The sequence below is a fragment of the Polaromonas sp. genome (assembly GCF_030682935.1).
In the GTDB taxonomy this organism is placed as follows: domain Bacteria; phylum Pseudomonadota; class Gammaproteobacteria; order Burkholderiales; family Burkholderiaceae_C; genus Polaromonas.
In genome coordinates this window covers 21,378-40,795 of record NZ_JAUXNA010000400.1, presented here as the reverse complement: position 1 = coordinate 40,795, position 19,418 = coordinate 21,378, and the positions used below count along the sequence as shown (strand labels likewise).

Below are 19,418 nucleotides of genomic sequence, written 5' to 3'. Positions count from 1 at the left end.
GTGACCGGCGCCTATGTGCGCGACACGGCCGAAATTTTTGACCACTTTGCATTTGACGATGAAGCCGTGACCGACCAGGCGCGCGCCGCGCTGGAAGACATGCCGGTCTCGGCCATCAAGGTCGGTTTTGTCGGCAACCCGGAAAACATCAGCGCCATTGCCGAAATCGCATCGGATTACGCCGACGTTCCGCTGGTCGCTTACATGCCCAGCCTGTCCTGGTGGGATGAAAGCGAGATTGACAGCTACCTCGACGCCTTTCGCGAACTGCTGCTGCCGCAGACCACCGTGCTGGTGGGCAACCACAGCAGCCTGTGGCGCTGGTTGCTGCCCGACTGGTCCGGCGAGCGTAACCCTTCGGCCCGCGACATTGCCAAGGCCGCCGCCGATCTCGGCGTTTCCTACACGCTGGTCACCGGCATTCCGCTGCCTGACCAGTTCATTGACAACGTGCTGGCCACCCCGCAAGCGGTGCTGTACAGCGAAAAATTCGAGCGTTTTGAAGCTGTTTTTTCCGGCGCTGGCGAGACGCTGTCAGCAGCGCTGACCGCCTTGCTGGCCAACGGCCACGACCTGCAGGCGGCCACCGCGGAGGCACTGACCTACCTGGACCACAGCCTGGACGCCGGTTTCCACCCCGGCATGGGCCACATCGTGCCGGACCGCCTGTTTTGGGCACAAGCCGACGACGATGAAGCGCCTGACGCCGACAGCAGCGACGCACTGACTTCGAATCCCCCTTTTGAACTGCCCCCCCATGGAACCATCAAGCACTAAACCCGACACCTCCCGCAATACCGCGCTGTTTGAGCGCGCCAAACAACTGATTCCCGGCGGCGTCAATTCGCCGGTCCGGGCCTTCAAGGCCGTGGGGGGCACACCACGCTTTGTGCAGCGCGCCCAGGGCGCCTACTTTTGGGATGCCGACGGTCAGCGCTACATCGACTACATCGGTTCCTGGGGCCCGATGATCCTGGGCCACGGCCATCCGGCGGTGGTTGAAGCGGTTCAAAAAGCCGTTCTCGAAGGTTTCTCTTATGGCGCGCCGACCGAGCGCGAAGTGGAACTGGCCGAAGAAATCGTCAAGCTCGTTCCGTCCATCGAGATGGTGCGGCTGGTGAGCTCGGGCACCGAGGCGACGATGAGCGTGATCAGGCTGGCGCGCGGCGCCACCGGGCGCAGCAAGATCATCAAGTTTGAAGGCTGCTACCACGGCCATTCCGATGCGCTGCTGGTCAAGGCCGGCTCGGGTCTGGCGACCTTTGGCAGCCCGACCAGCGCAGGCGTGCCGCCCGAAGTGGTGCAGCACACGCTGGTGCTGGAATACAACCACATCGCCCAGCTGGAAGAAGCCTTTTCCCTGCACGGCAAAGACATTGCCTGCCTGATGATTGAGCCGATTGCCGGCAACATGAACTTTGTGCGGGCCAGCGTTCCGTTCATGAAACGCTGCCGCGAGCTCTGCACGCAATACGGCGCGCTGCTGGTGTTTGACGAAGTGATGACGGGTTTTCGCGTGGCGCTGGGCGGCGCGCAAAGCGTCTATGCGCAAAGCATTCCCGGCTTCAAACCCGACATGACCGCGCTGGGCAAGGTGATTGGCGGCGGCATGCCGATGGCGGCATTTGGCGGAACGCGCGCCGTCATGGAACACCTGGCGCCCCTGGGCGCGGTCTACCAGGCCGGCACGCTCTCGGGCAACCCGGTCGCCACCGCCTGCGGCCTGGCCACGCTGCGCGAAATCCAGAAACCCGGTTTCTATGACGCGCTCGGCGCACGCACGCGCAGCCTTGTTGAAGGACTGACACAAGCCGCCACGCAGGCCGGCGTGCCGTTTTGCGGCGACAGCGAAGGCGGCATGTTCGGCTTTTTCCTGCTTGCTGAATTGCCGCAGAACTATGCCCGCGTGATGACCACCGACAGCCCGTCCTTCAACCGCTTCTTTCACGCCATGCTGGACAGCGGCGTGTACTACGCCCCGGCGCTGTATGAAGCCGGCTTTGTCAGCGCGGCGCACACGGCCGAAGACATCGCCGCCACGGTGGAGGCGGCGGCCCGTTTCTTTGCAGGTAGATAAACCGGGGTTCAGGCGCCTGAATTTGCTATCAATAAAATAGCTTATGGCGCCTAACCCGTAATGGCTAGAGGCTGTTTTAATCAAAAACAGCTGCTAGCCCGCTCAATGCCTGAAATGCCTAACGCCGGTCAGCACCATGACCACTTCGCGTTCGTTGGCAGCGTCAATCACTTCCTGGTCGCGCATGGAACCGCCCGGCTGGATCACGCAGCTCGCGCCCGCATCCACCACCACGTCGAGTCCATCGCGGAACGGGAAGAAGGCATCGCTGGCCACGGCCGTGCCCTTGAGCGACAGACCCGCGTGCTCGGCCTTGATGCTGGCAATGCGGGCAGAATCCAGGCGACTCATCTGGCCGGCGCCCACGCCCATGGTCATGCCATTGGCGCAAAACACGATGGCGTTGGACTTGACGTACTTGGCGACGGTCCAGGCAAACAGCAGATCCTGCAGCTGGGCCGGCGTGGGCTGCAGCTTGCTGACCACCTTCAGGTCGGCCAGCGCGAGTTCGTGGATGTCTGCGGTCTGCATCAGCAGGCCCGAACCGACGCGCTTGATGTCGATCAGGTTGCGGCCCTGCTGCCAGGCAGTGTCGCCACCGGGCGGCAGGTCGATCTGCAGAATCCGCACATTGACCTTGCTCTTGAACACTTCCAGCGCCTCGGGCGTGAACGCCGGGGCCATCAGCACTTCGACGAACTGCTTTGAAATCTGCAGCGCCGCACGCTCGTCCAGCGGGCAGTTCAGGGCAATAATGCCGCCAAAGGCCGAGGTTGGATCGGTCTTGAAGGCCTTGCTGTAGGCTTCAAGCGCATCGACGCCGACGGCCACGCCGCAGGGGTTGGCATGCTTGACGATGACGCAAGCCGCTTCGCTAAAGCTCTTGACGCATTCCCAGGCGGCGTCGGCATCGGCGATGTTGTTGTACGAGAGTTCCTTGCCCTGCAACTGCTTGGCCGTGACCAGCGAGCCCGGTGCGGGGTGCAGGTCGCGGTAGAGCGCAGCCTGCTGGTGCGCGTTTTCGCCGTAGCGCAGATCCTGCACCTTGATGAAGCGGCCGTTGGCCTGGCCGGCAAACAGGCTGTGCGTGCCGTCTGGCTGGATGCTGGAGAGGTAGTCGCTGATCGCGCCGTCGTACTGGCTGATGCGGTTGAAGGCGGCCACCGACAGGGCGAATTTGGTCTTGTCCGTCAGTTTTCCGTCGGCCTTGAGTTCAGCCAGCACGCCCGCGTACTGCGACGCATCGGTCAGCACGCCGACATCTTTCCAGTTCTTGGCGGCCGAGCGCACCATGGCCGGGCCGCCGATGTCGATGTTTTCAATCGCGTCTTCGAGCGTGCAGCCGGGCTTGGCCACCGTCGCCTCAAACGGGTAGAGGTTGACCACCAGCAGGTCGATGGTGTCGATGTCGTGGGTTTTGAGGGCCGCCATGTGCTCGGGCAGGTCGCGCCGGGCCAGCAGCCCGCCATGCACCTTGGGGTGCAGGGTCTTGACGCGGCCATCGAGCATTTCCGGAAAACCGGTATGGTCAGCCACTTCGGTCACGGGCAAACCCGCGTCGGCCAGCAGTTTGGCCGTGCCGCCGGTGGACAGCAGCTTGATGCCGAGCGCGTGCAGCGCCTGGGAAAATTCGAGGATGCCGGTTTTGTCGGAAACGGAAATCAGTGCGTTCATGGTTGTCTTTGTGAGGGAATGCGGGTTCGGGGAGACCGACCCGTCGGGGATTACTTGATGAGCTTGTGCTCGACCAGCTTTTTGCGCAGGGTGTTGCGGTTCAGCCCCAGCCATTCGGCCGCGCGCGACTGGTTTTGTTCGGCATGCCGCATGACCACTTCCAGCAGGGGTTTTTCAACCACGCGGACCATCATGTCGTACATGCCATCGGGTTCGGTACCGTCCAGATCCTGGAAATAGCTTTCCAGACTGGTGCGTACGCACTCTTCTATATGTTGCTTGCTCATGCAGCCGCTTCCTCCTGATTTTTATCGTTGTGTGTTCTGGCCTGCGCCGGGATACGGTCCCTCTGATCGCCCAGGCTGTCAAAAAAGCCGCCGACCGCCGCAAGCTGCGCTGGACAGTCTTCCAGCAGGTTCATCCGGGCGCGGAATGCTTCGCCGCCCGGCAAGGTCTTCACATACCAGCCGATGTGCTTGCGCGCTGTGCGCACGCCGGTAAATTCGCCATACAGGGCGTAGTGGTCGAGCAAATGATCAAGCAGCAGGCGTTTGACTTCCGCCACCAGCGGCGGCGCCAGGTGGGTGCCAGTGGCCAGAAAATGCGCCACCTCGCGGAAAATCCAGGGCCGGCCCTGGGCCACACGGCCCATCATCACGGCATCGGCGCCGGTGTAGGCCAGCACATCTCTCGCCTTTTCGGGGCTGTTGATGTCGCCATTGGCCACCACCGGAATGCGCAGCGCCGCCTTCACTTCAGCGATCGTGTCGTATTCGGCAAAGCCCTTGTAGCCCTGCTCGCGCGTGCGGCCATGCACGGCAATCATCTGCACACCGGCGCTTTCGGCGGCGCGCGCAATCGTCAGGGCATTTTTGTGCGACTGGCACCAGCCGGTGCGCATCTTGAGCGTGACCGGCACGTTGCGCGGCGCGCAGGCGGCCACCACGGCTTCGATGATCTGCAGCGCCAGCGTTTCGTCCTGCATCAGGGCCGATCCGGCCCACTTGTTGCAGACTTTCTTGGCCGGGCAGCCCATGTTGATGTCGATGATTTGCGCGCCGCGGTCCACGTTGTAGGCGGCCGCCTCGGCCATCATCTGCGCATCGGTGCCGGCAATCTGCACCGCAATCGGCGCCGCTTCGCCCTCGTGGTTGGCGCGGCGCGAGGTTTTGAGCGTGTCCCACAGGTCGCGGCGCGAGGTCACCATCTCGCTGACCGCATAGCCGGCGCCCAGCTTTTTACACAGCTGGCGAAACGGCCGATCCGTCACACCGGCCATGGGCGCGACAAACAGGTTGTTCGCCAAAGCGTAAGGGCCGATGTTCATGGAAAGTGGGGGGATTCTGGTTGCGAAAAAAACGAGGTGTGATTGTAACTGCCCAAAATTTCAGCAATTGAAATGTGCGCCCGACGGGCCTGCGTTTGCTTTTGGGGCGCGGCCGCCTGCGCTGCCTATACTCAGGCTTTTTACCTGGATGCCCATGGAAGCCTGGATTCACCACCTGATTGAACTGCTGGCCTTGCCCCAATTTGGCCTGAGCACGGTGTTTGTGGTGTCCTTCATCTCCGCCACGCTGCTACCGCTGGGCTCGGAGCCTGTGGTGTTTGGCCTCGTCAAGCTCAACCCGGACATGTTCTGGCCCGCCATACTGGTCGCCACGGCGGGCAATACGCTGGGCGGCGCGCTGGACTGGTGGCTGGGTTTTGGCGCGCACAGGGTGGTCGACAAGTACTCGCATTCGTCCCATCATGGCCGCGCCGTCCGTTGGCTGGAAAAGCTCGGGCCCAAGGCCTGCCTGCTGGCCTGGCTGCCGATTGTGGGCGACCCGCTGTGCGCCGTGGCGGGCTGGCTCAAGTTTCCGTTCTGGCCCTGTGTGGCTTACATGGCCGTGGGCAAGTTTGCGCGCTACTTTTTGATGACCGGCAGCTTGATCTGGGCTTTTCCGGGCATTTTCGCCAGTTAAAACCGCTCGTACGGCATCAGATAGCGCCACTGCCCGGGCTGCAGCTGGCTCAGCGACATACGGCCGACGCGCAGGCGCTTCATCGCCTCGATCTTGAGCCCCACGCTGTCGCACATGTAGGCAATCTGGCCGGGCACCTCGCCCTTGAGCGCAAAGCGCAGCCGCGCCTCGCTCTGCCAGCTGACTTTAGCTGGCGGCAGCAGCGCGCCCTTGAAGGTAAAGCCGTGGTCAATGCGGTTCAGGCGCTCCAGCCCGCCGGGCTTGATCTCGCCGCTGACCTCGACAATCACCTCATGCTCCAGCACCCGGGCGTCTTCCTGGAGCTTGCGCAGCACGCGCCAGTCCTGGGTGAACACGACCAGGCCGCTGGCCGGCGTGGCCAGCGGCGTGGCCAGTTCCGAGGCGGTGAAATGTTTTTTGAGCGGCCGGATGCCCGAGCGGTCATCGGGTGACCGATTGGCAGCCGTCAGCAGCTGGGCGGCGGTTTTGCCTGCAGACGCATTGCTGGCGCCCGGCGTGTCGCTGGCCCAGTAGCCCGCCGGCTTGTGCAGCAGCAGGGTCACCGGCGTCAGCGCCAGCAGACTGGCGTCGGGCGACAGCGTGATGGTCTGGTGGTGAACCCGGAACTGGGGTTCTTCGACCACCACGCCATCGACGCTGACCCAGCCGCCTTCAATGTACTGCTCGGCTTCACTGCGTGAGCAGCCCCGCATCTCGGCGAGGCGTTTGGCAAGGCGTACCGGTTCGGTCATCGCGGAAACGCTCAAGAGCTGAACAGGAAGTTCATCACATCGCCATCCTTGACGACGTAGTCCTTGCCTTCGGCGCGCATCTTGCCCGCGTCCTTGGCACCCTGCTCGCCCTTGAAGGCGATGAAGTCTTCATACGCGATGGTCTGGGCGCGGATGTAGCCCTTTTCGAAGTCGGTATGAATCACGCCCGCCGCCTGCGGGCCGGTGTCGCCGACATGGATGGTCCAGGCGCGCACCTCTTTCACGCCGGCGGTGAAGTAGGTTTGCAGCCCCAGCAGCTTGTAGGCGGCACGAATCAGCCGGTTCAGGCCCGGCTCGGTCTGGCCCAGTTCTTCGAGGAACATCTGGCGGTCTTCATCGCTCATCTCGGACATTTCGGCTTCCATCTTGGCGCTGATGGCGACCACCGGCGCGTTTTGCGACGCGGCGAAAGTCTTCAGGCGATCCAGGAAGGGATTGTTCTCGAAACCGTCTTCGGCCACGTTGGCCACAAACATCGCGGGCTTGGCGGTGATCAGGAAAAACTGCTGCAGCAGCGGCCGCTCTTCCTTGCTGAATTCCAGCGTGCGCACCGGCTTGGCTTCATTGAGCGCGGCCTGGCATTTCTCCAGAATCGCCACCAGCTTGATCGACTCCTTGTCGCCCGAGCGCGCCAGCTTGGTCACCCGGTGCAGGGCTTTTTCAACCGCGGTCAGGTCGGCCAGGCAGAGTTCGGTCTGGATCACTTCGATGTCGGAAATCGGATCGACCTTGCCGGCGACGTGGATCACGTTGTCGTCTTCAAAGCAGCGCACCACATTGACGATGGCGTCGGTTTCGCGGATATGGGCCAGAAACTTGTTGCCCAGGCCCTCGCCGGTGCTGGCGCCGGCCACCAGGCCCGCGATGTCGACAAACTCGACAATCGCGCGTTGCACCTTTTGCGGGTTGACGATGCCAGAGAGCGCATCGAGCCGCGCGTCAGGCACTTCCACGATGCCCACGTTGGGCTCAATGGTGCAAAAAGGATAGTTTTCCGCCGCGATGCCCGCTTTGGTCAACGCGTTAAACAGGGTGGATTTTCCGACGTTGGGCAAGCCAACAATGCCGCACTTCAAACTCATGACAAACCTTCAAAAACAGGGGGAGAAGTGTATTCCATAGCGCCCGGGCGGGCCAGATCACGCAAACCGGTAGCGGGCGCCGACGGTCTGGCCGACTTTGAGCAGATGGTCCACGCCGTCCAGCACGATGGCATTCATGCCAAAGGTCACCGCGCCATCGACGCGCGCATCCTGGCGATAGGCTTGCAGCATGTCGCCGACTTCCGGGCTGCTGAGGGCGGTGGCCGGGTCGATATTGGGAATCGGGCAGCGCGGGCAGGGCTTGACGGGCTTGAGCTGCACCGGGCCCTGTTCGGTGGCGACCTGCAAGCCATCGAGCCGGTCTTCATCGTGCGGTGCCAGCTCGGGGCCGCCCACCGGGTGGCCCAGCACGATGTTGGGACGAAAGCGTTCCATGCCGACCGCTGCCATCCCGTTAGCGGCCAGCTTGCCGTTGAGCTGCGCCAGCGAAGCCTCGCTGATCAGCAGCAGCGCAAAGCCGTCACTGAACTGGTTGAGCGCTTCGATGCCGCCGGTCCACTGCGGGCTACTGAGGCGTTGGTGCTCGGGGTCAAAGCGCACCAGGCGCGCCGTGGTGCCCAGAAAATCGCTGAACCACTGCGCCGCAAGGGGTCCCATGTCGTAGGCCGGCACCTGGTCACCCCAGATCTGCACGCGCCCAGGGGCCTCGACCCGGTCCAGCGCAATGTGCAGGGCCAGCATGCCGGGGGCGCGCAGCACCATCTCGGTGTGCTTGAGCTGCGGCCGGACCAGCGCCAGGCGCGGCAGTTCGCGCTGCGTGAGGAACTCACCGTGCGCGTTCACCACCATCCAGGCGCGGTCAAATTCCAGGCCGGTCTCGGTCAGGAGGGCTTCCTGCACCTGCACCCCGGCGCAGGACTTCACCGGGTACACCACCAGCTGGGTGATGGGCGCGCTCAAGTCCCAGGGCGCCTCAAAAACGGTTTGCGTTGATGGGTTGTTCAATGAATCGTTCACGGTGCGTCAAGTCCTTGTGAATGCAGAAAATGGAGCGGCGACGGCCTGGTTGCGTGGTCAAAACACCCGCCAGGCACCGATTTTGCACTGCCTCCTAAAATGAGGCATGTCCAAACCCTTTGATGTCTGTATTCGCGGCGACGGCGTGGTGGGCCGCACGCTGGCTTTGCTGCTGGCGCGCGAGCGCTTGCGCGTGGCCCTGGTCAGCCAGCCTGTCATCACGCCGGCGGGGCCAACGGCGGCCGAGGTTCGCACGGATGTGCGGGCCTACGCCCTGAACAGCGCCTCGCGGGACCTGCTGGAAACCCTGAGGGCCTGGCCCGACGCGCCCCTGGCCACCCCCGTGCGGGCCATGCGGGTCTGGGGCGACGACGGCGGCCAGCTCGACTTCACGGCGCAAAGCGTGGACCAGGAGGCGCTGGCCTGGATTGTGGACGTGCCCGCGCTGGAGCAGCAACTGACCCAGGCGGTGCGCTACCAGCCCCAGATTGAAACCGTGCAGGCCCCGGTCAAGGCCGCGCTCACCGTGGTCTGCGAAGGCCAGAAAAGCCGCAGCCGCGATGAATTTGGCGCGCAGTGGAGCGTCAAGCCCTATCCGCAAAAAGCCGTTGCCGCCCGGCTCGAGTCCAGCACGCCCCACGGCGGCATCGCCCGCCAGTGGTTTACCAAAGGCGAGATTCTGGCGCTTTTGCCGATGTCTGGCGCGGACGGGAACTCCTTCGCGCTGGTCTGGTCTGTCTCCGTGGCGCGCGCCAGCGCACTGCAAGCGCTGGCGCCCGAAGAATTTTGTGCCGAACTGCAGGCGGTGGCGGGCCAGGAAGTGGGCCACTTGCGCTTGAGCAGCGAGCGGGCCAGCTGGCCGCTGGCGCTGTCTACGGCCGAGCACTGGGTCGGAGCCGGCTGGGCGCTGGCCGGAGATGCGGCGCATGCCGTGCACCCGCTGGCCGGACAGGGGCTGAACCTGGGCCTGGCCGATGCGGCCTGCCTGGCTGAGGTGATTGCGCAACGTGAATACTGGCGTGCGCTGGGCGACGAAAAACTGCTGCGCCGCTATGAGCGGGCGCGCAAGGCTGACGTGGCCACCATGGGCGCCGTGACCGATGGCCTGCACGGCCTGTTTGCACAGAACGATGGCCCGTGGCGGGCGTTGCGCAACTGGGGCATGAAGGGGTTTGCGCGCAGCGACCTGCTCAAGCGCTGGGTGGCGCGCCAGGCGGCGGGCTTGTGAGCTATTGAATCAACGAATTTTTTTGAACATACCAGGAATGACCATGAAACCAGTGAAATCGATCGTCCGTGCCGGCTTGATGGGCCTGCTGGCCTGCAGCCTGGGTGCCGCGTTTGCGCAGGAAGCCGCCATACGCAAAAACCTGGCCGAACGCCTGCCCAGCTTGGCCAAAATCGATGAAGTCAGCAAGACGCCGATGAACGGCCTGTACGAAATCCGGGTCAACGACAGCGACATTTTCTACACCGATGCCGAGGGCAACTTTCTGATCCAGGGCAACCTGATTGACACCAAGGCCAAGCGCAATCTAACCGAAGAACGGGTTGAAAAACTCAGCGCCATCGACTTTTCCGCACTGCCGTTGAAAGACGCATTCATCCTGGTGCACGGCAACGGCAAACGCAAGCTGGCCGTGTTTGAAGACCCCAACTGCGTCTATTGCAAGCGCTTTGAACGCGACTTGCAAAAAGTGAACGATGTGACGATTTACACCTTTTTGCTGCCGATCCTGAGCCCCGACTCAGTCGAAAAGTCGAAAAACATCTGGTGCGCCAAAGACAAGGGCAAGGCCTGGCTCGACTGGATGGTGCGCGACCAGACACCCGCCAAGGCCAGCTGCGACACCGCCGCGCTGGAGCGCAACCTCGACTTCAGCAAGAAGCACAAGATCACCGGCACGCCGACCGTGTTTTTTGCCGACGGCACGCGCGTGCCGGGCGCCATCAGCGCCCAGCAGGTCGAGAAGTTGCTGGCCAGCGCCAAACCCCAATAGGGTTATCGGGCTGACAGCCGCCGCAAGCGCTTATTATTGATTAATTAGCCGTCCAGCCCATACAGGACGGGCGCTAGCAGCTACTTTTTTATAGCAAACCCAGGGCACAGACTCGGTCTTTACCGGCCAGCGCCTGGCGTATTCTCTGTTCAAGATGCCAAGCCCTTCCCAAAAAACACCCCACACCCCCGCCCCCGTCCACTACCGCGTCGAAATGGGCGAGCTGCACGCCCACCTGTTTCGCGTCACGCTGACGATTGCGCAGCCTGCGGCGCTGCAGCGGGTGTCATTGCCGGTGTGGATACCGGGCAGCTACCTGGTCCGCGAATTTTCCAAAAACCTGCAGGGCTTGCAGGCCCACCAAGGCGCGCGCACACCGGCGCCTTTTGAGCAACTGGACAAATGCAGCTGGCAAATCCAGTGCAACCCCGCCAAAGCACTGGTGCTGCGCTACGAGGTCCATGCCCACGACAACTCCGTGCGCACCGCCTGGCTGGATGCCCAGCGCGGCTTTTTCAATGGCACCAGCCTGTGCCTGAAGGTGGAGGGGCAGGAAAAAACGCTGCATGCGCTGGAACTGCCGGTGCCCACCGCCGTCACCGGATGGTCAGTGGCCACCGGTTTGACGGCGCAAAAAATCAATCCGCAGGGCTTTGGCAGCTATATGGCGGCCGATTACGACGAGCTGGTCGACTGCCCTGTGGAAATGGGCCCATTCTGGAGCGGCAGCTTCAGCGCACGCGGTGTACCGCATCGTCTGGTGGTGGCAGGCGCCGCCGCCAGCTTTGACGGCGCCCGGCTGCTGGCCGACACCCAGAAGATTTGCGAGACGGAAATCCGCTTCTGGCATGGCAACAAAAAGCCGCCCTTCAAAAACTACCTGTTCATGCTCAACGCCGTGGACGACGGTTACGGCGGGCTGGAGCACCGCAACTCGACCGCGCTGATCTGCCACCGCAAAGACCTGCCGCGCGTCGGTGAGCACAAACCCTCCGAGGGCTACACCACGCTGCGCGGGCTGATCAGCCACGAGTATTTCCACACCTGGAACGTCAAGCGCCTGCGCCCCGCCGAGTTCGAAAGCTACCGTTACGAGCGAGAAAGCTACACCGAACTGCTGTGGTTTTTTGAAGGTTTCACCAGTTATTACGACGACCTGCTGCTGCGCCGCGCCGGACTGCTGGACAACGCGGGCTATTTGAAACTGCTCAACAAAACCATCAACCAGGTCATGCAGACGCCGGGGCGGCTGGTGCAGTCGGTGGCCCAGGCCAGCTTTGACGCCTGGGTCAAATACTACCGGCCCGATGCCAACACGCCCAACGCCACAGTGAGCTACTACACCAAGGGCGCGCTGGTGGCGCTGTGTTTTGACCTGATGCTGCGCGCCGAAGGCCGGACCACGCACGGCAAAACACTGGATGACGTGATGCGCGCCCTCTGGCTGCGCTGCAAGGCCGGGCCGCTGCGCGAAGCGGATGTGGCGCAAACGCTGGCGGCGCTGGGCGGGCGTTCGTTTGCGCCAGAGCTGGCGCGCTGGGTCCATGGCCGGGACGAGCTGCCCCTTAAAGCGCTGCTGCAGCGGCATGGCGTGGCGGTGCTGGAAGACCCGGCGCAACTGGCACACCGGCTGGGCCTGCGCGTCAGCGAAGGCCAGGGTGTTCACATTAAAACCGTGCTGCGCGGCGGCGTGGCCGAGCGCGCCGGCTTTGCGCCGGGCGATGAATGGCTGGGACTGGAGCCGGCCACCAAGGCCGAGGCCAGGCTCTCGGGCAGCGGCTGGCGCATGAGCCGGCTCGATGATCTGACGCTGTACGCGGGCGCGGCCAAAAAAATCACCGCGCTGGTATCGCGCGACAAACGCCTGCTGCGGCTGGCGCTGACCCTGCCGCCGGCACTGACCACCTGGCGTCTGGCGGTGCACGATGCAGCGCTGCTCGATCAGTGGCTGGCCCCCCAAGACTGAATCTGTTCCTCAACCTCCAGAAAAAGGATTTCCCATGCATTACGAAATGATTGAAACCCGCACCGAAGGCCCGGATGCACGCCAGGTCGGCATCGTGACGCTGAACCGGCCCAAGCAGCTCAATGCGCTCAATGACCAGCTGATGGATGAACTGGGCCACGCGCTCCAGGCTTTTGAAGCCGACGACAGCGTGGGCTGCATCATTTTGACGGGCAGCGAAAAAGCCTTTGCCGCTGGCGCCGACATCGCCGCGATGGCGAAATTCGGCTTTGCCGATGTCTACAAAAACGACTTCATCACCCGCAACTGGGAACAGATCCGCAGCATCCGCAAGCCGGTGATTGCCGCGGTCAGTGGTTTTGCGCTGGGTGGCGGCTGCGAGCTGGCCATGATGTGCGACTTCATCATTGCCGCCGACAACGCGAAATTTGGCCAGCCTGAAATCAAGCTCGGCATCATCCCCGGCGCCGGCGGCACGCAGCGCCTGCCCCGCGCCGTCGGCAAGGCCAAGGCCATGGACATGGCGCTGACCGGCCGGATGATGGATGCCGTGGAGGCAGAACGCGCCGGGCTGGTCAGCCGCGTGGTGCCGCTGGACCAGCTGATGGACGAAGCGCTGGGCGCGGCCTTGATGATCTGCAGCTACGGCCAGCCCAGCGTCATGGCGGCCAAGGAAGCCGTCAACCGGGCTTTTGAGAGCGGGCTCAGCGATGGCGTGATGTTCGAGCGCCGCCTGTTTCACGCACTGTTTGCGACCCAGGACCAAAAAGAAGGCATGGATGCCTTTTTGAACAAGCGCAAGGCGGCATTCACGAATCGCTGAACCTGGCGTTTTAACTGGCTATAATATCGGTCGCGAGGTGATATAGCTCAGTTGGTTAGAGCGCAGCATTCATAATGCTGATGTCGGTGGTTCAAGTCCACCTATCACCACCAAATTCCAGAAAAGTCCCTTGGGTCAAGCACCTGAGGGACTTTTTTTTTGGTCTGCCCATCCTGTCGTTCCCCTGCGCGCTTGCGTTCGATTCAGGGTCTGAGTCCTATCCCATTGACCAAGGTCAAAATGCGCCAGCGCCAAGAGGCGTAATCTTCCATGCAGTGCGATAGCTCCGCTTCGGGGCTCGCGTCAAAACCCTAGCCGCATGGAACCTTCCACCCGATTTTCCGAAGCAGCCGCCGCTGCCCCCTTAGAGTTAGTTTGCCCCGCAGGCAGTCTTCCTGCCCTGAAAGCCGCCGTGGACAACGGCGCCAGTTGCGTTTACCTGGGATTGCGCGATGCAACCAACGCCCGCAATTTTGCCGGCCTGAACTTTGACGAAGCGGCCATGGCCACGGGCATCCGCTATGCCCATGAGCGTGGCTGCAAGGTGTTCATGGCGCTCAATACCTACCCGCAGGCGTCCAACCCCGGGCTCTGGCGCACGGCGCTGGACAAGGCCGTCGATTTGGGTGCGGATGCCGTGATCCTGGCCGATCCGGGGCTCATGCACTATGCCGTTTCGCGCTATCCCAAGCTGCGGCTGCATCTGTCTGTGCAGGGATCGGCCACCAACTACGACGCCATCAATTTCTACCGCGAGCAATTCGGCGTGGTGCGCGCGGTGCTGCCGCGCGTGCTGTCGCTCACGCAAGTACAGCAGGTGATTGAGAAGACGCCGGTGGAGATCGAAGTGTTCGGCTTTGGCAGCCTGTGCGTGATGGTCGAAGGACGCTGCGCGCTGTCGTCCTATGTCACCGGCGAGGCGCCCAACACGCACGGCGTGTGTTCGCCACCCAAGGCCGTGCGCTGGCAGCAAACACCCAGGGGGCTGGAGTCGCGCCTGAACGGCGTGCTGATCGACCGCTATGCCGATGGCGAAAACGCTGGCTACCCCACGCTGTGCAAGGGACGTTTCGACGTGGGCAATGACGAAAACTACTACGCCCTCGAGGAACCCACCAGCCTGAACACGCTCGAGCTCTTGCCCCAGCTCATGAAAATGGGCGTGCGCGCCATCAAGATCGAAGGGCGCCAGCGCAGCCCGGCCTATGTCGCCCAGGTCACGAAGGTGTGGCGTGAAGCCATTGACCACTGCATCACCAATCCGCACCGCTACGCGCCCAAACCGGTCTGGATGACCAGCCTCGACAAAGTGGCCGAAGGCCAGCAGCACACGCTAGGCGCTTACCACCGGCCCTGGAAATGATGACTACCCACCCCCTGAAAATTGCCCTCGGTCCGCTGCTGTACTACTGGCCGCGGGATACTGTCTTGAGCTTCTACGAGGCCATGGCCACGACGCCGGTCGATGTGGTCTACCTGGGCGAAACCGTCTGCTCGCGCCGCCACGAGCTGCGCCTGGCCGACTGGCTTGACATCGCCGCGCAATTGCGCGACGCAGGCAAGCAAGTGGTGCTGTCCACGCAGGTGCTGCTCGAATCAGGCGCCGAGGTGGGCACCATGCACAAAATTGCAGCGAATGGCGACTTTCTGGTTGAAGCCAACGACATGGGGGCCGTGCAGTGCCTCGCGGGCAAGGTCCCGTTCGTGGCCGGCCCGCATCTGAACCTTTACAACCTGCCGTCTCTGCAATGGATGGCGTCGCTGGGCGCCAGCCGCTGGGTGATGCCCCTGGAAATGAAAAAAGACGATCTGGCCGTGCTGCAGCAAGGTCGCCCCGACGGGCTGCAGACCGAGGTGTTTGCCTACGGCCGCATGCCGCTGGCCTACTCGGCACGCTGCTTCACGGCGCGGCACCGCAACCTGCCCAAGGACGACTGCCGCTTCAGCTGCCTGGAGCATCCGGATGGCCTGCTGCTCAACACACGAGAGCGCGAAGAATTCCTGGTGCTTAACGGCACGCAAACGCAGTCTTCGCGGGTCTACAACCTGGTGGACACACTGGACGACATGCGCGCCCTGGGCGTTGATGTCGTCCGCCTGAGCCCGCAGGCACAGCACACGGCCGACGTGATCGCGCTGTTCGATGCCGCACGTGCGCAAGCGCTGGCCCCGCAGGAGGCATTGGCACGCATGCAGCCGCTCATGCCCGAGCAGGGCTGCAATGGTTATTGGCACGGCCGCCCCGGGCTGGAGCAGGCCACACCGGCCTGAACACCTGAGCACCATGTACCACGGCGAGCGTTTCAACAGCATCAGTCATCTGGCGGGGGCCGGGCTGGCGTTGGTCGGCTCGGTGCTGCTGATCGTGCTGGCGGCACGCCTGGGCGATGCCTGGAAAATCGTCAGCTTCAGCATCTACGGCGCCATGCTGGTGTCGCTGTATGTCTTCTCCACGCTGTACCACAGTGTGCGTGGCCGCGCCAAAAACGTGCTGCGCAAGCTGGACCACTGCGCCATCTACCTCCTGATTGCAGGCAGCTACACGCCGTTCGCGCTGGTGTCGCTGCGCGGTGCCTGGGGCTGGTCGCTGCTGGGCGTGGTCTGGGGGCTGGCGCTGCTGGGCATCGTGCAGGAAATCTGGTTTGCCAACGGCGCGCGCGTGCTGTCGCTCGTCATTTATGTGCTCATGGGCTGGCTTGCGCTGGTGGCCGTGTCGCCGCTGTGGCAAGCGCTCACGCCTGCCGGTTTTGCCTGGCTGGCGGCGGGCGGCGCCTGCTACACGCTGGGCATTATTTTTTACGCCACCGACCACAAGGTGCGCCACGGTCACGGCCTGTGGCATTTGTTTGTGCTCGGGGGCAGCACCTGCCATTTTTTCACCGTGCTGCTTTATGTAGCATGACCGTAGCCTGACTGGACCACCATGACCGCGCCTTCTTCCTTTGTACTGCCCCAACCCGTGGCATCGCTGCTGTCCAGCCTGCCCGCCTACCCGGGTTCGATGCTGCTGGTGACCGCGCTCAACCTGGGTCTGGCACGCCTGCTTCCCGGCGACGTGCGCCAGTTTTTGCTGAACAAAAAGCTGCGCATTCATGTACGCGATGCAGGCCTGACCTTTGATTTTGCGTGGACAGGCCAGCGCTTTGCCGCCTGCCCCCGGCAGCAGGCCACCGACCTGACCCTCAGCGCCAGCGCCCATGATTTCCTGCGCCTTGCGCAGCGCCAGGAGGACCCCGACACGCTGTTCTTCAGCCGGCGCATGTCCATAGAGGGCGATACCGAATTGGGACTGGTGGTCAAGAACGCGCTCGACGCCCTGGAACTGCCCGTGTTCGATCTGCAGCAGTGGACGCCGCACCAGGTGCTGGCACGCATGGCCCAGTGGCGCTCCGCAAAAACAGGTTCGCCAGCGGGAAGATAAAAATGACGCCTCACGCAACCCATCACCCCTTGGTTTATGCCTGTTCCGGCTGTTCCAGCGCCGCGCAACTGGCCAACCACGTCGCGATTCGGCTGGACCGCAGCGGCGTGGCCGAAATGTCGTGCATTGCCGGCGTAGGCGGCGATGTGCCCAGCCTGCTCAAAACCGCCCACTCGGGCCGGCCCGTCATTGCGCTGGATGGCTGCCCGCTGGTCTGCGTGAAGAGCAGCCTGGCACGACACGGTATTGAAGCCGACCGCCACTACCAGCTACAGCACTACGGCGTGAGAAAGCTTCGACACGAAGACTTTGACCCCGGGCAGGCCGCCACGGTGCTGGAGCGCGTGAAAGCCGACCTGCAGGCCGCATCGCCGGGCGCCTCCGGGAAGACTGCGACGGCCGGATGAACACCCCCGCGCCGCGCCGCATCATCGTCGCCATCTCGGGTGCCAGCGGTGCCGTGTACGGTACGCGCCTGCTGCAGGTGTTGCAGGGCATGGCGGACGTCGAGTCGCACCTTGTCGTGTCCGACGCCGGCTGGCGCAACCTGCAACACGAACTCGACATGGATCGCGCGTTCGTCGAAGCCATGGCCGACCACGTGCACGACGCAGCCAACGTGGGCGCGGCCATTGCCAGCGGCTCCTTCAGGTGCAGCGGCATGGTGATTGCGCCGTGCTCGATGCGCACGCTCGCGGCGGTGGCGCACGGCCTGGGCGACAACCTGCTCACGCGCGCGGCCGACGTCATGCTCAAGGAACGCCGCCGCCTGGTGCTGCTGGTGCGCGAGTCGCCCCTGCACCTCACACACCTGCGCAACATGGTCAGCGTGACCGAAATGGGCGGCATCATCTGCCCGCCGGTGCCCGCGTTTTATTTGCGCCCGCAGTCGGTCGGCGACATCGTGGACTACAGCGTGGCCCGCGCGCTTGACTTGCTCGACATCCCCCACACCCTGGCGCCGCGCTGGGAAGGGCTGACACTTCCCGAGGCGGCTTGACTTGCGCCTTGAGCACCGCCCCCGCCTTCTCTTGCGAAGCAGAGGGCGAAGCAATCACCCCACAAGCCAACCCCATGCCCTACCAAGACCTGCGCGACTTCATTAACCAGCTGGAGCAAGCCGGCGAGCTGCGCCGCATCGCCGTGCCCGTCTCGCCCCACCTCGAAATGACCGCCCTGTGCGACCGCGTGCTGCGCGCCGGCGGCCCGGCCCTGCTGTTCGAGCAGCCAACCGGACACAGCATGCCGGTGCTGGGAAACCTGTTTGGCACCCCGGCGCGCGTGGCGCGTGCCATGGGCGTGGCCGACCTGCAGGGGCTGCGTCCATTTGGCGAACTGCTCGCCGCGCTCAAGGAGCCCGAGGCGCCCAAAGGCCTCAAGGACATGCTGGGCCTGGGCGGCCTGCTCAAAACCTTGTGGCACATGGCGCCCAAAGAGCTGCGCTCGGCGCCATGCCAGGAAGTGATTTGGGAAGGCAACGACGTCGATCTGGCGCGCCTGCCCGTGCAGCACTGCTGGCCCGGCGACGTGGCGCCGCTCGTCACCTGGGGCCTGGTCATCACGCAGGGCCCGCACAAGGCACGGCAGAACCTGGGCATCTACCGCCAGCAGGTGCTGTCCCGCAACCAGCTCATCATGCGCTGGCTCGCGCACCGCGGCGGCGCACAGGATTTCCGCGAGCACTGCGCCGCCCACCCGGGCGAGCCCTACCCCGTGGCCGTGGCGCTGGGGGCTGATCCGGCCACCACCCTGGGCGCCGTCACGCCCGTGCCCGACAGCCTGTCCGAGTACCAGTTCGCCGGCCTGCTGCGCGGTGCGCGCACCGAGGTGGTGAAGGCGCTGGGCGTGCCGCTGCGCGTGCCGGCCTCGGCCGAAATCGTGCTCGAAGGCCACATTTACCCCGACGCCAGCCACGCCAGCGGTTACCAGCACGCACTCGAAGGACCGTATGGCGACCACACCGGCTACTACAACGAGCAGGCCTGGTTTCCGGTGTTCACGGTGGACCGCATCACCATGCGCCAAGACCCGATTTACCACTCCACCTACACCGGAAAACCCCCGGACGAGCCCGCCGTGCTGGGCATGGCCCTGAACGAGCTGTTCATCCCGCTGCTGCAGCGCCAGTTCCCGGAAATCACCGACTTCTATCTGCCGCCCGAAGGCTGCAGCTACCGCATGGCGCTGGTGCAAATCAAAAAAGCCTACCCCGGCCACGCGCGCCGCGTGATGATGGGCGTGTGGAGCCACCTGCGCCAGTTCATGTACACCAAGTTCATCGTCGTGGTCGATGACGACGTGAACGTGCGCGACTGGCGCGAAGTGGTCTGGGCCCTGACCACGCGCATGGATCCGGCGCGCGACACCATGATGGTGGAAAACACGCCCATCGACTACCTCGACTTCGCCTCGCCCGTGAGCGGCCTGGGCAGCAAGATGGGGCTCGACGCGACCAACAAATGGCCCGGCGAAACCCAGCGCGAATGGGGCCGCACCATCACCATGGATGCCGACGTGACCGCGCGCATGGACAGCCTGTTTGAGTCGCTCGGGCTGTAAGCTGCGCCCCTCATGGAACTGTTAAAAAAATAGCTGCATCAGCACGCCAGAAAAGCGCCAGCGCCACTTTCTCCCAATGGCCGTCCGGGGCACAAGCAAAA

At 63.7% G+C, this 19,418-nt stretch carries 20 protein-coding genes and 1 tRNA gene; 15 read left to right on the top strand and 6 right to left on the bottom strand.

Annotation, left to right across the window (positions count from 1 at the left end; translation table 11 throughout):
- Together Q8K05_RS18765 and hemL are read left to right on the top strand one after the other, a co-directional pair.
- Positions 1–777: bifunctional hydroxymethylpyrimidine kinase/phosphomethylpyrimidine kinase (locus Q8K05_RS18765; RefSeq protein ID WP_305248263.1), on the top strand; the 777-nt coding region annotated here is incomplete at its 5' end.
- Complete coding sequence (hemL, locus tag Q8K05_RS18760) at positions 758–2,077, top strand: glutamate-1-semialdehyde 2,1-aminomutase (RefSeq protein WP_305248261.1); 1,320 nt, start codon at positions 758–760, stop codon at positions 2,075–2,077. The genes Q8K05_RS18765 and hemL, both read left to right, overlap by 20 nt.
- 102 nt (positions 2,078–2,179) lie before the next feature.
- Here the strand turns inward: hemL and purH are convergent, their stop codons facing one another.
- Genes purH through dusB form a run of 3 tightly spaced genes read right to left on the bottom strand, consistent with a single transcriptional unit; the run spans position 2,180 to position 5,078 of the window.
- The gene (gene purH / locus Q8K05_RS18755; RefSeq protein ID WP_305248259.1) at positions 2,180–3,751 is read right to left on the bottom strand and encodes a bifunctional phosphoribosylaminoimidazolecarboxamide formyltransferase/IMP cyclohydrolase; all 1,572 of its coding nucleotides are present in this window, start codon (positions 3,749–3,751) and stop codon (positions 2,180–2,182) included.
- 50 nt (positions 3,752–3,801) lie between these two features.
- Positions 3,802–4,038: a Fis family transcriptional regulator gene (locus Q8K05_RS18750; protein WP_305248257.1), complete on the bottom strand. Its 237-nt coding sequence runs from the start codon at positions 4,036–4,038 to the stop codon at positions 3,802–3,804.
- Complete coding sequence (gene dusB / locus Q8K05_RS18745; protein WP_305248255.1) at positions 4,035–5,078, bottom strand: tRNA dihydrouridine synthase DusB; 1,044 nt, start codon at positions 5,076–5,078, stop codon at positions 4,035–4,037. Before dusB ends, Q8K05_RS18750 begins: the two co-directional genes overlap by 4 nt.
- Positions 5,079–5,232: 154 nt before the next feature.
- Here dusB and Q8K05_RS18740 point away from each other — a divergent pair, with 154 nt between their 5' ends.
- On the top strand, positions 5,233–5,715 hold the full coding sequence (locus tag Q8K05_RS18740; RefSeq protein ID WP_305248253.1) for a YqaA family protein: 483 nt from the start codon (positions 5,233–5,235) through the stop codon (positions 5,713–5,715).
- On the opposite strand, the gene Q8K05_RS18735 is transcribed toward Q8K05_RS18740, so the two are convergent.
- Genes Q8K05_RS18735 through Q8K05_RS18725 form a run of 3 tightly spaced genes read right to left on the bottom strand, consistent with a single transcriptional unit; the run spans position 5,712 to position 8,548 of the window.
- Complete coding sequence (locus tag Q8K05_RS18735; RefSeq protein ID WP_305248251.1) at positions 5,712–6,467, bottom strand: rRNA pseudouridine synthase; 756 nt, start codon at positions 6,465–6,467, stop codon at positions 5,712–5,714. The two genes, Q8K05_RS18740 and Q8K05_RS18735, sit on opposite strands and share 4 nt — an antisense overlap.
- Positions 6,468–6,478: 11 nt before the next feature.
- Positions 6,479–7,570 carry a redox-regulated ATPase YchF gene (gene ychF / locus Q8K05_RS18730; RefSeq protein ID WP_305248249.1) on the bottom strand — a complete coding sequence of 364 codons (1,092 nt, stop codon included), beginning with the start codon at positions 7,568–7,570 and terminating at the stop codon, positions 6,479–6,481.
- A 57-nt stretch (positions 7,571–7,627) separates the two neighbouring features.
- Entirely contained in the window at positions 7,628–8,548 is a 921-nt protein-coding gene (locus Q8K05_RS18725; RefSeq protein ID WP_305248246.1) for an MOSC domain-containing protein, read from the bottom strand.
- 106 nt (positions 8,549–8,654) lie between these two features.
- On the opposite strand from Q8K05_RS18725, the gene Q8K05_RS18720 reads away from it, so the two are divergent.
- From Q8K05_RS18720 to ubiD, 12 genes are all read left to right on the top strand, one after another.
- Positions 8,655–9,776: an FAD-dependent monooxygenase gene (locus Q8K05_RS18720; protein ID WP_305248244.1), complete on the top strand. Its 1,122-nt coding sequence runs from the start codon at positions 8,655–8,657 to the stop codon at positions 9,774–9,776.
- A gap of 79 nt (positions 9,777–9,855) precedes the next feature.
- A complete protein-coding gene (locus Q8K05_RS18715) occupies positions 9,856–10,548 on the top strand; it encodes a DsbC family protein (protein WP_370868923.1) in 693 nt (230 codons plus the stop codon).
- Between the two features lie 154 nt (positions 10,549–10,702).
- Entirely contained in the window at positions 10,703–12,514 is a 1,812-nt protein-coding gene (locus Q8K05_RS18710) for a M61 family metallopeptidase (RefSeq protein ID WP_305248240.1), read from the top strand.
- Positions 12,515–12,548: 34 nt separating this feature from the next.
- A complete protein-coding gene (locus Q8K05_RS18705) occupies positions 12,549–13,337 on the top strand; it encodes an enoyl-CoA hydratase (RefSeq protein WP_305248238.1) in 789 nt (262 codons plus the stop codon).
- A gap of 36 nt (positions 13,338–13,373) precedes the next feature.
- Positions 13,374–13,450, top strand: a tRNA-Met gene (locus Q8K05_RS18700).
- A gap of 206 nt (positions 13,451–13,656) precedes the next feature.
- Positions 13,657–14,700, top strand: coding sequence for a peptidase U32 family protein (locus Q8K05_RS18695; protein ID WP_305248236.1), 1,044 nt, complete (start codon positions 13,657–13,659; stop codon positions 14,698–14,700).
- Positions 14,701–14,714: 14 nt separating this feature from the next.
- Positions 14,715–15,608, top strand: a complete 894-nt coding sequence (locus tag Q8K05_RS18690) for a U32 family peptidase (RefSeq protein ID WP_305248267.1) — start codon at positions 14,715–14,717, stop codon at positions 15,606–15,608.
- Between the two features lie 13 nt (positions 15,609–15,621).
- A complete protein-coding gene (locus tag Q8K05_RS18685) occupies positions 15,622–16,239 on the top strand; it encodes a hemolysin III family protein (RefSeq protein ID WP_305248234.1) in 618 nt (205 codons plus the stop codon).
- A gap of 21 nt (positions 16,240–16,260) precedes the next feature.
- Entirely contained in the window at positions 16,261–16,758 is a 498-nt protein-coding gene (locus tag Q8K05_RS18680) for an SCP2 domain-containing protein (RefSeq protein WP_305248232.1), read from the top strand.
- Positions 16,759–16,760: 2 nt separating this feature from the next.
- Entirely contained in the window at positions 16,761–17,165 is a 405-nt protein-coding gene (locus Q8K05_RS18675; protein ID WP_305248230.1) for a putative zinc-binding protein, read from the top strand.
- Entirely contained in the window at positions 17,162–17,758 is a 597-nt protein-coding gene (locus Q8K05_RS18670; protein ID WP_305248228.1) for a UbiX family flavin prenyltransferase, read from the top strand. Before Q8K05_RS18675 ends, Q8K05_RS18670 begins: the two co-directional genes overlap by 4 nt.
- A gap of 74 nt (positions 17,759–17,832) precedes the next feature.
- Positions 17,833–19,317: a 4-hydroxy-3-polyprenylbenzoate decarboxylase gene (gene ubiD / locus Q8K05_RS18665; protein ID WP_305248226.1), complete on the top strand. Its 1,485-nt coding sequence runs from the start codon at positions 17,833–17,835 to the stop codon at positions 19,315–19,317.
- Positions 19,318–19,418: the final 101 nt, after the last annotated feature.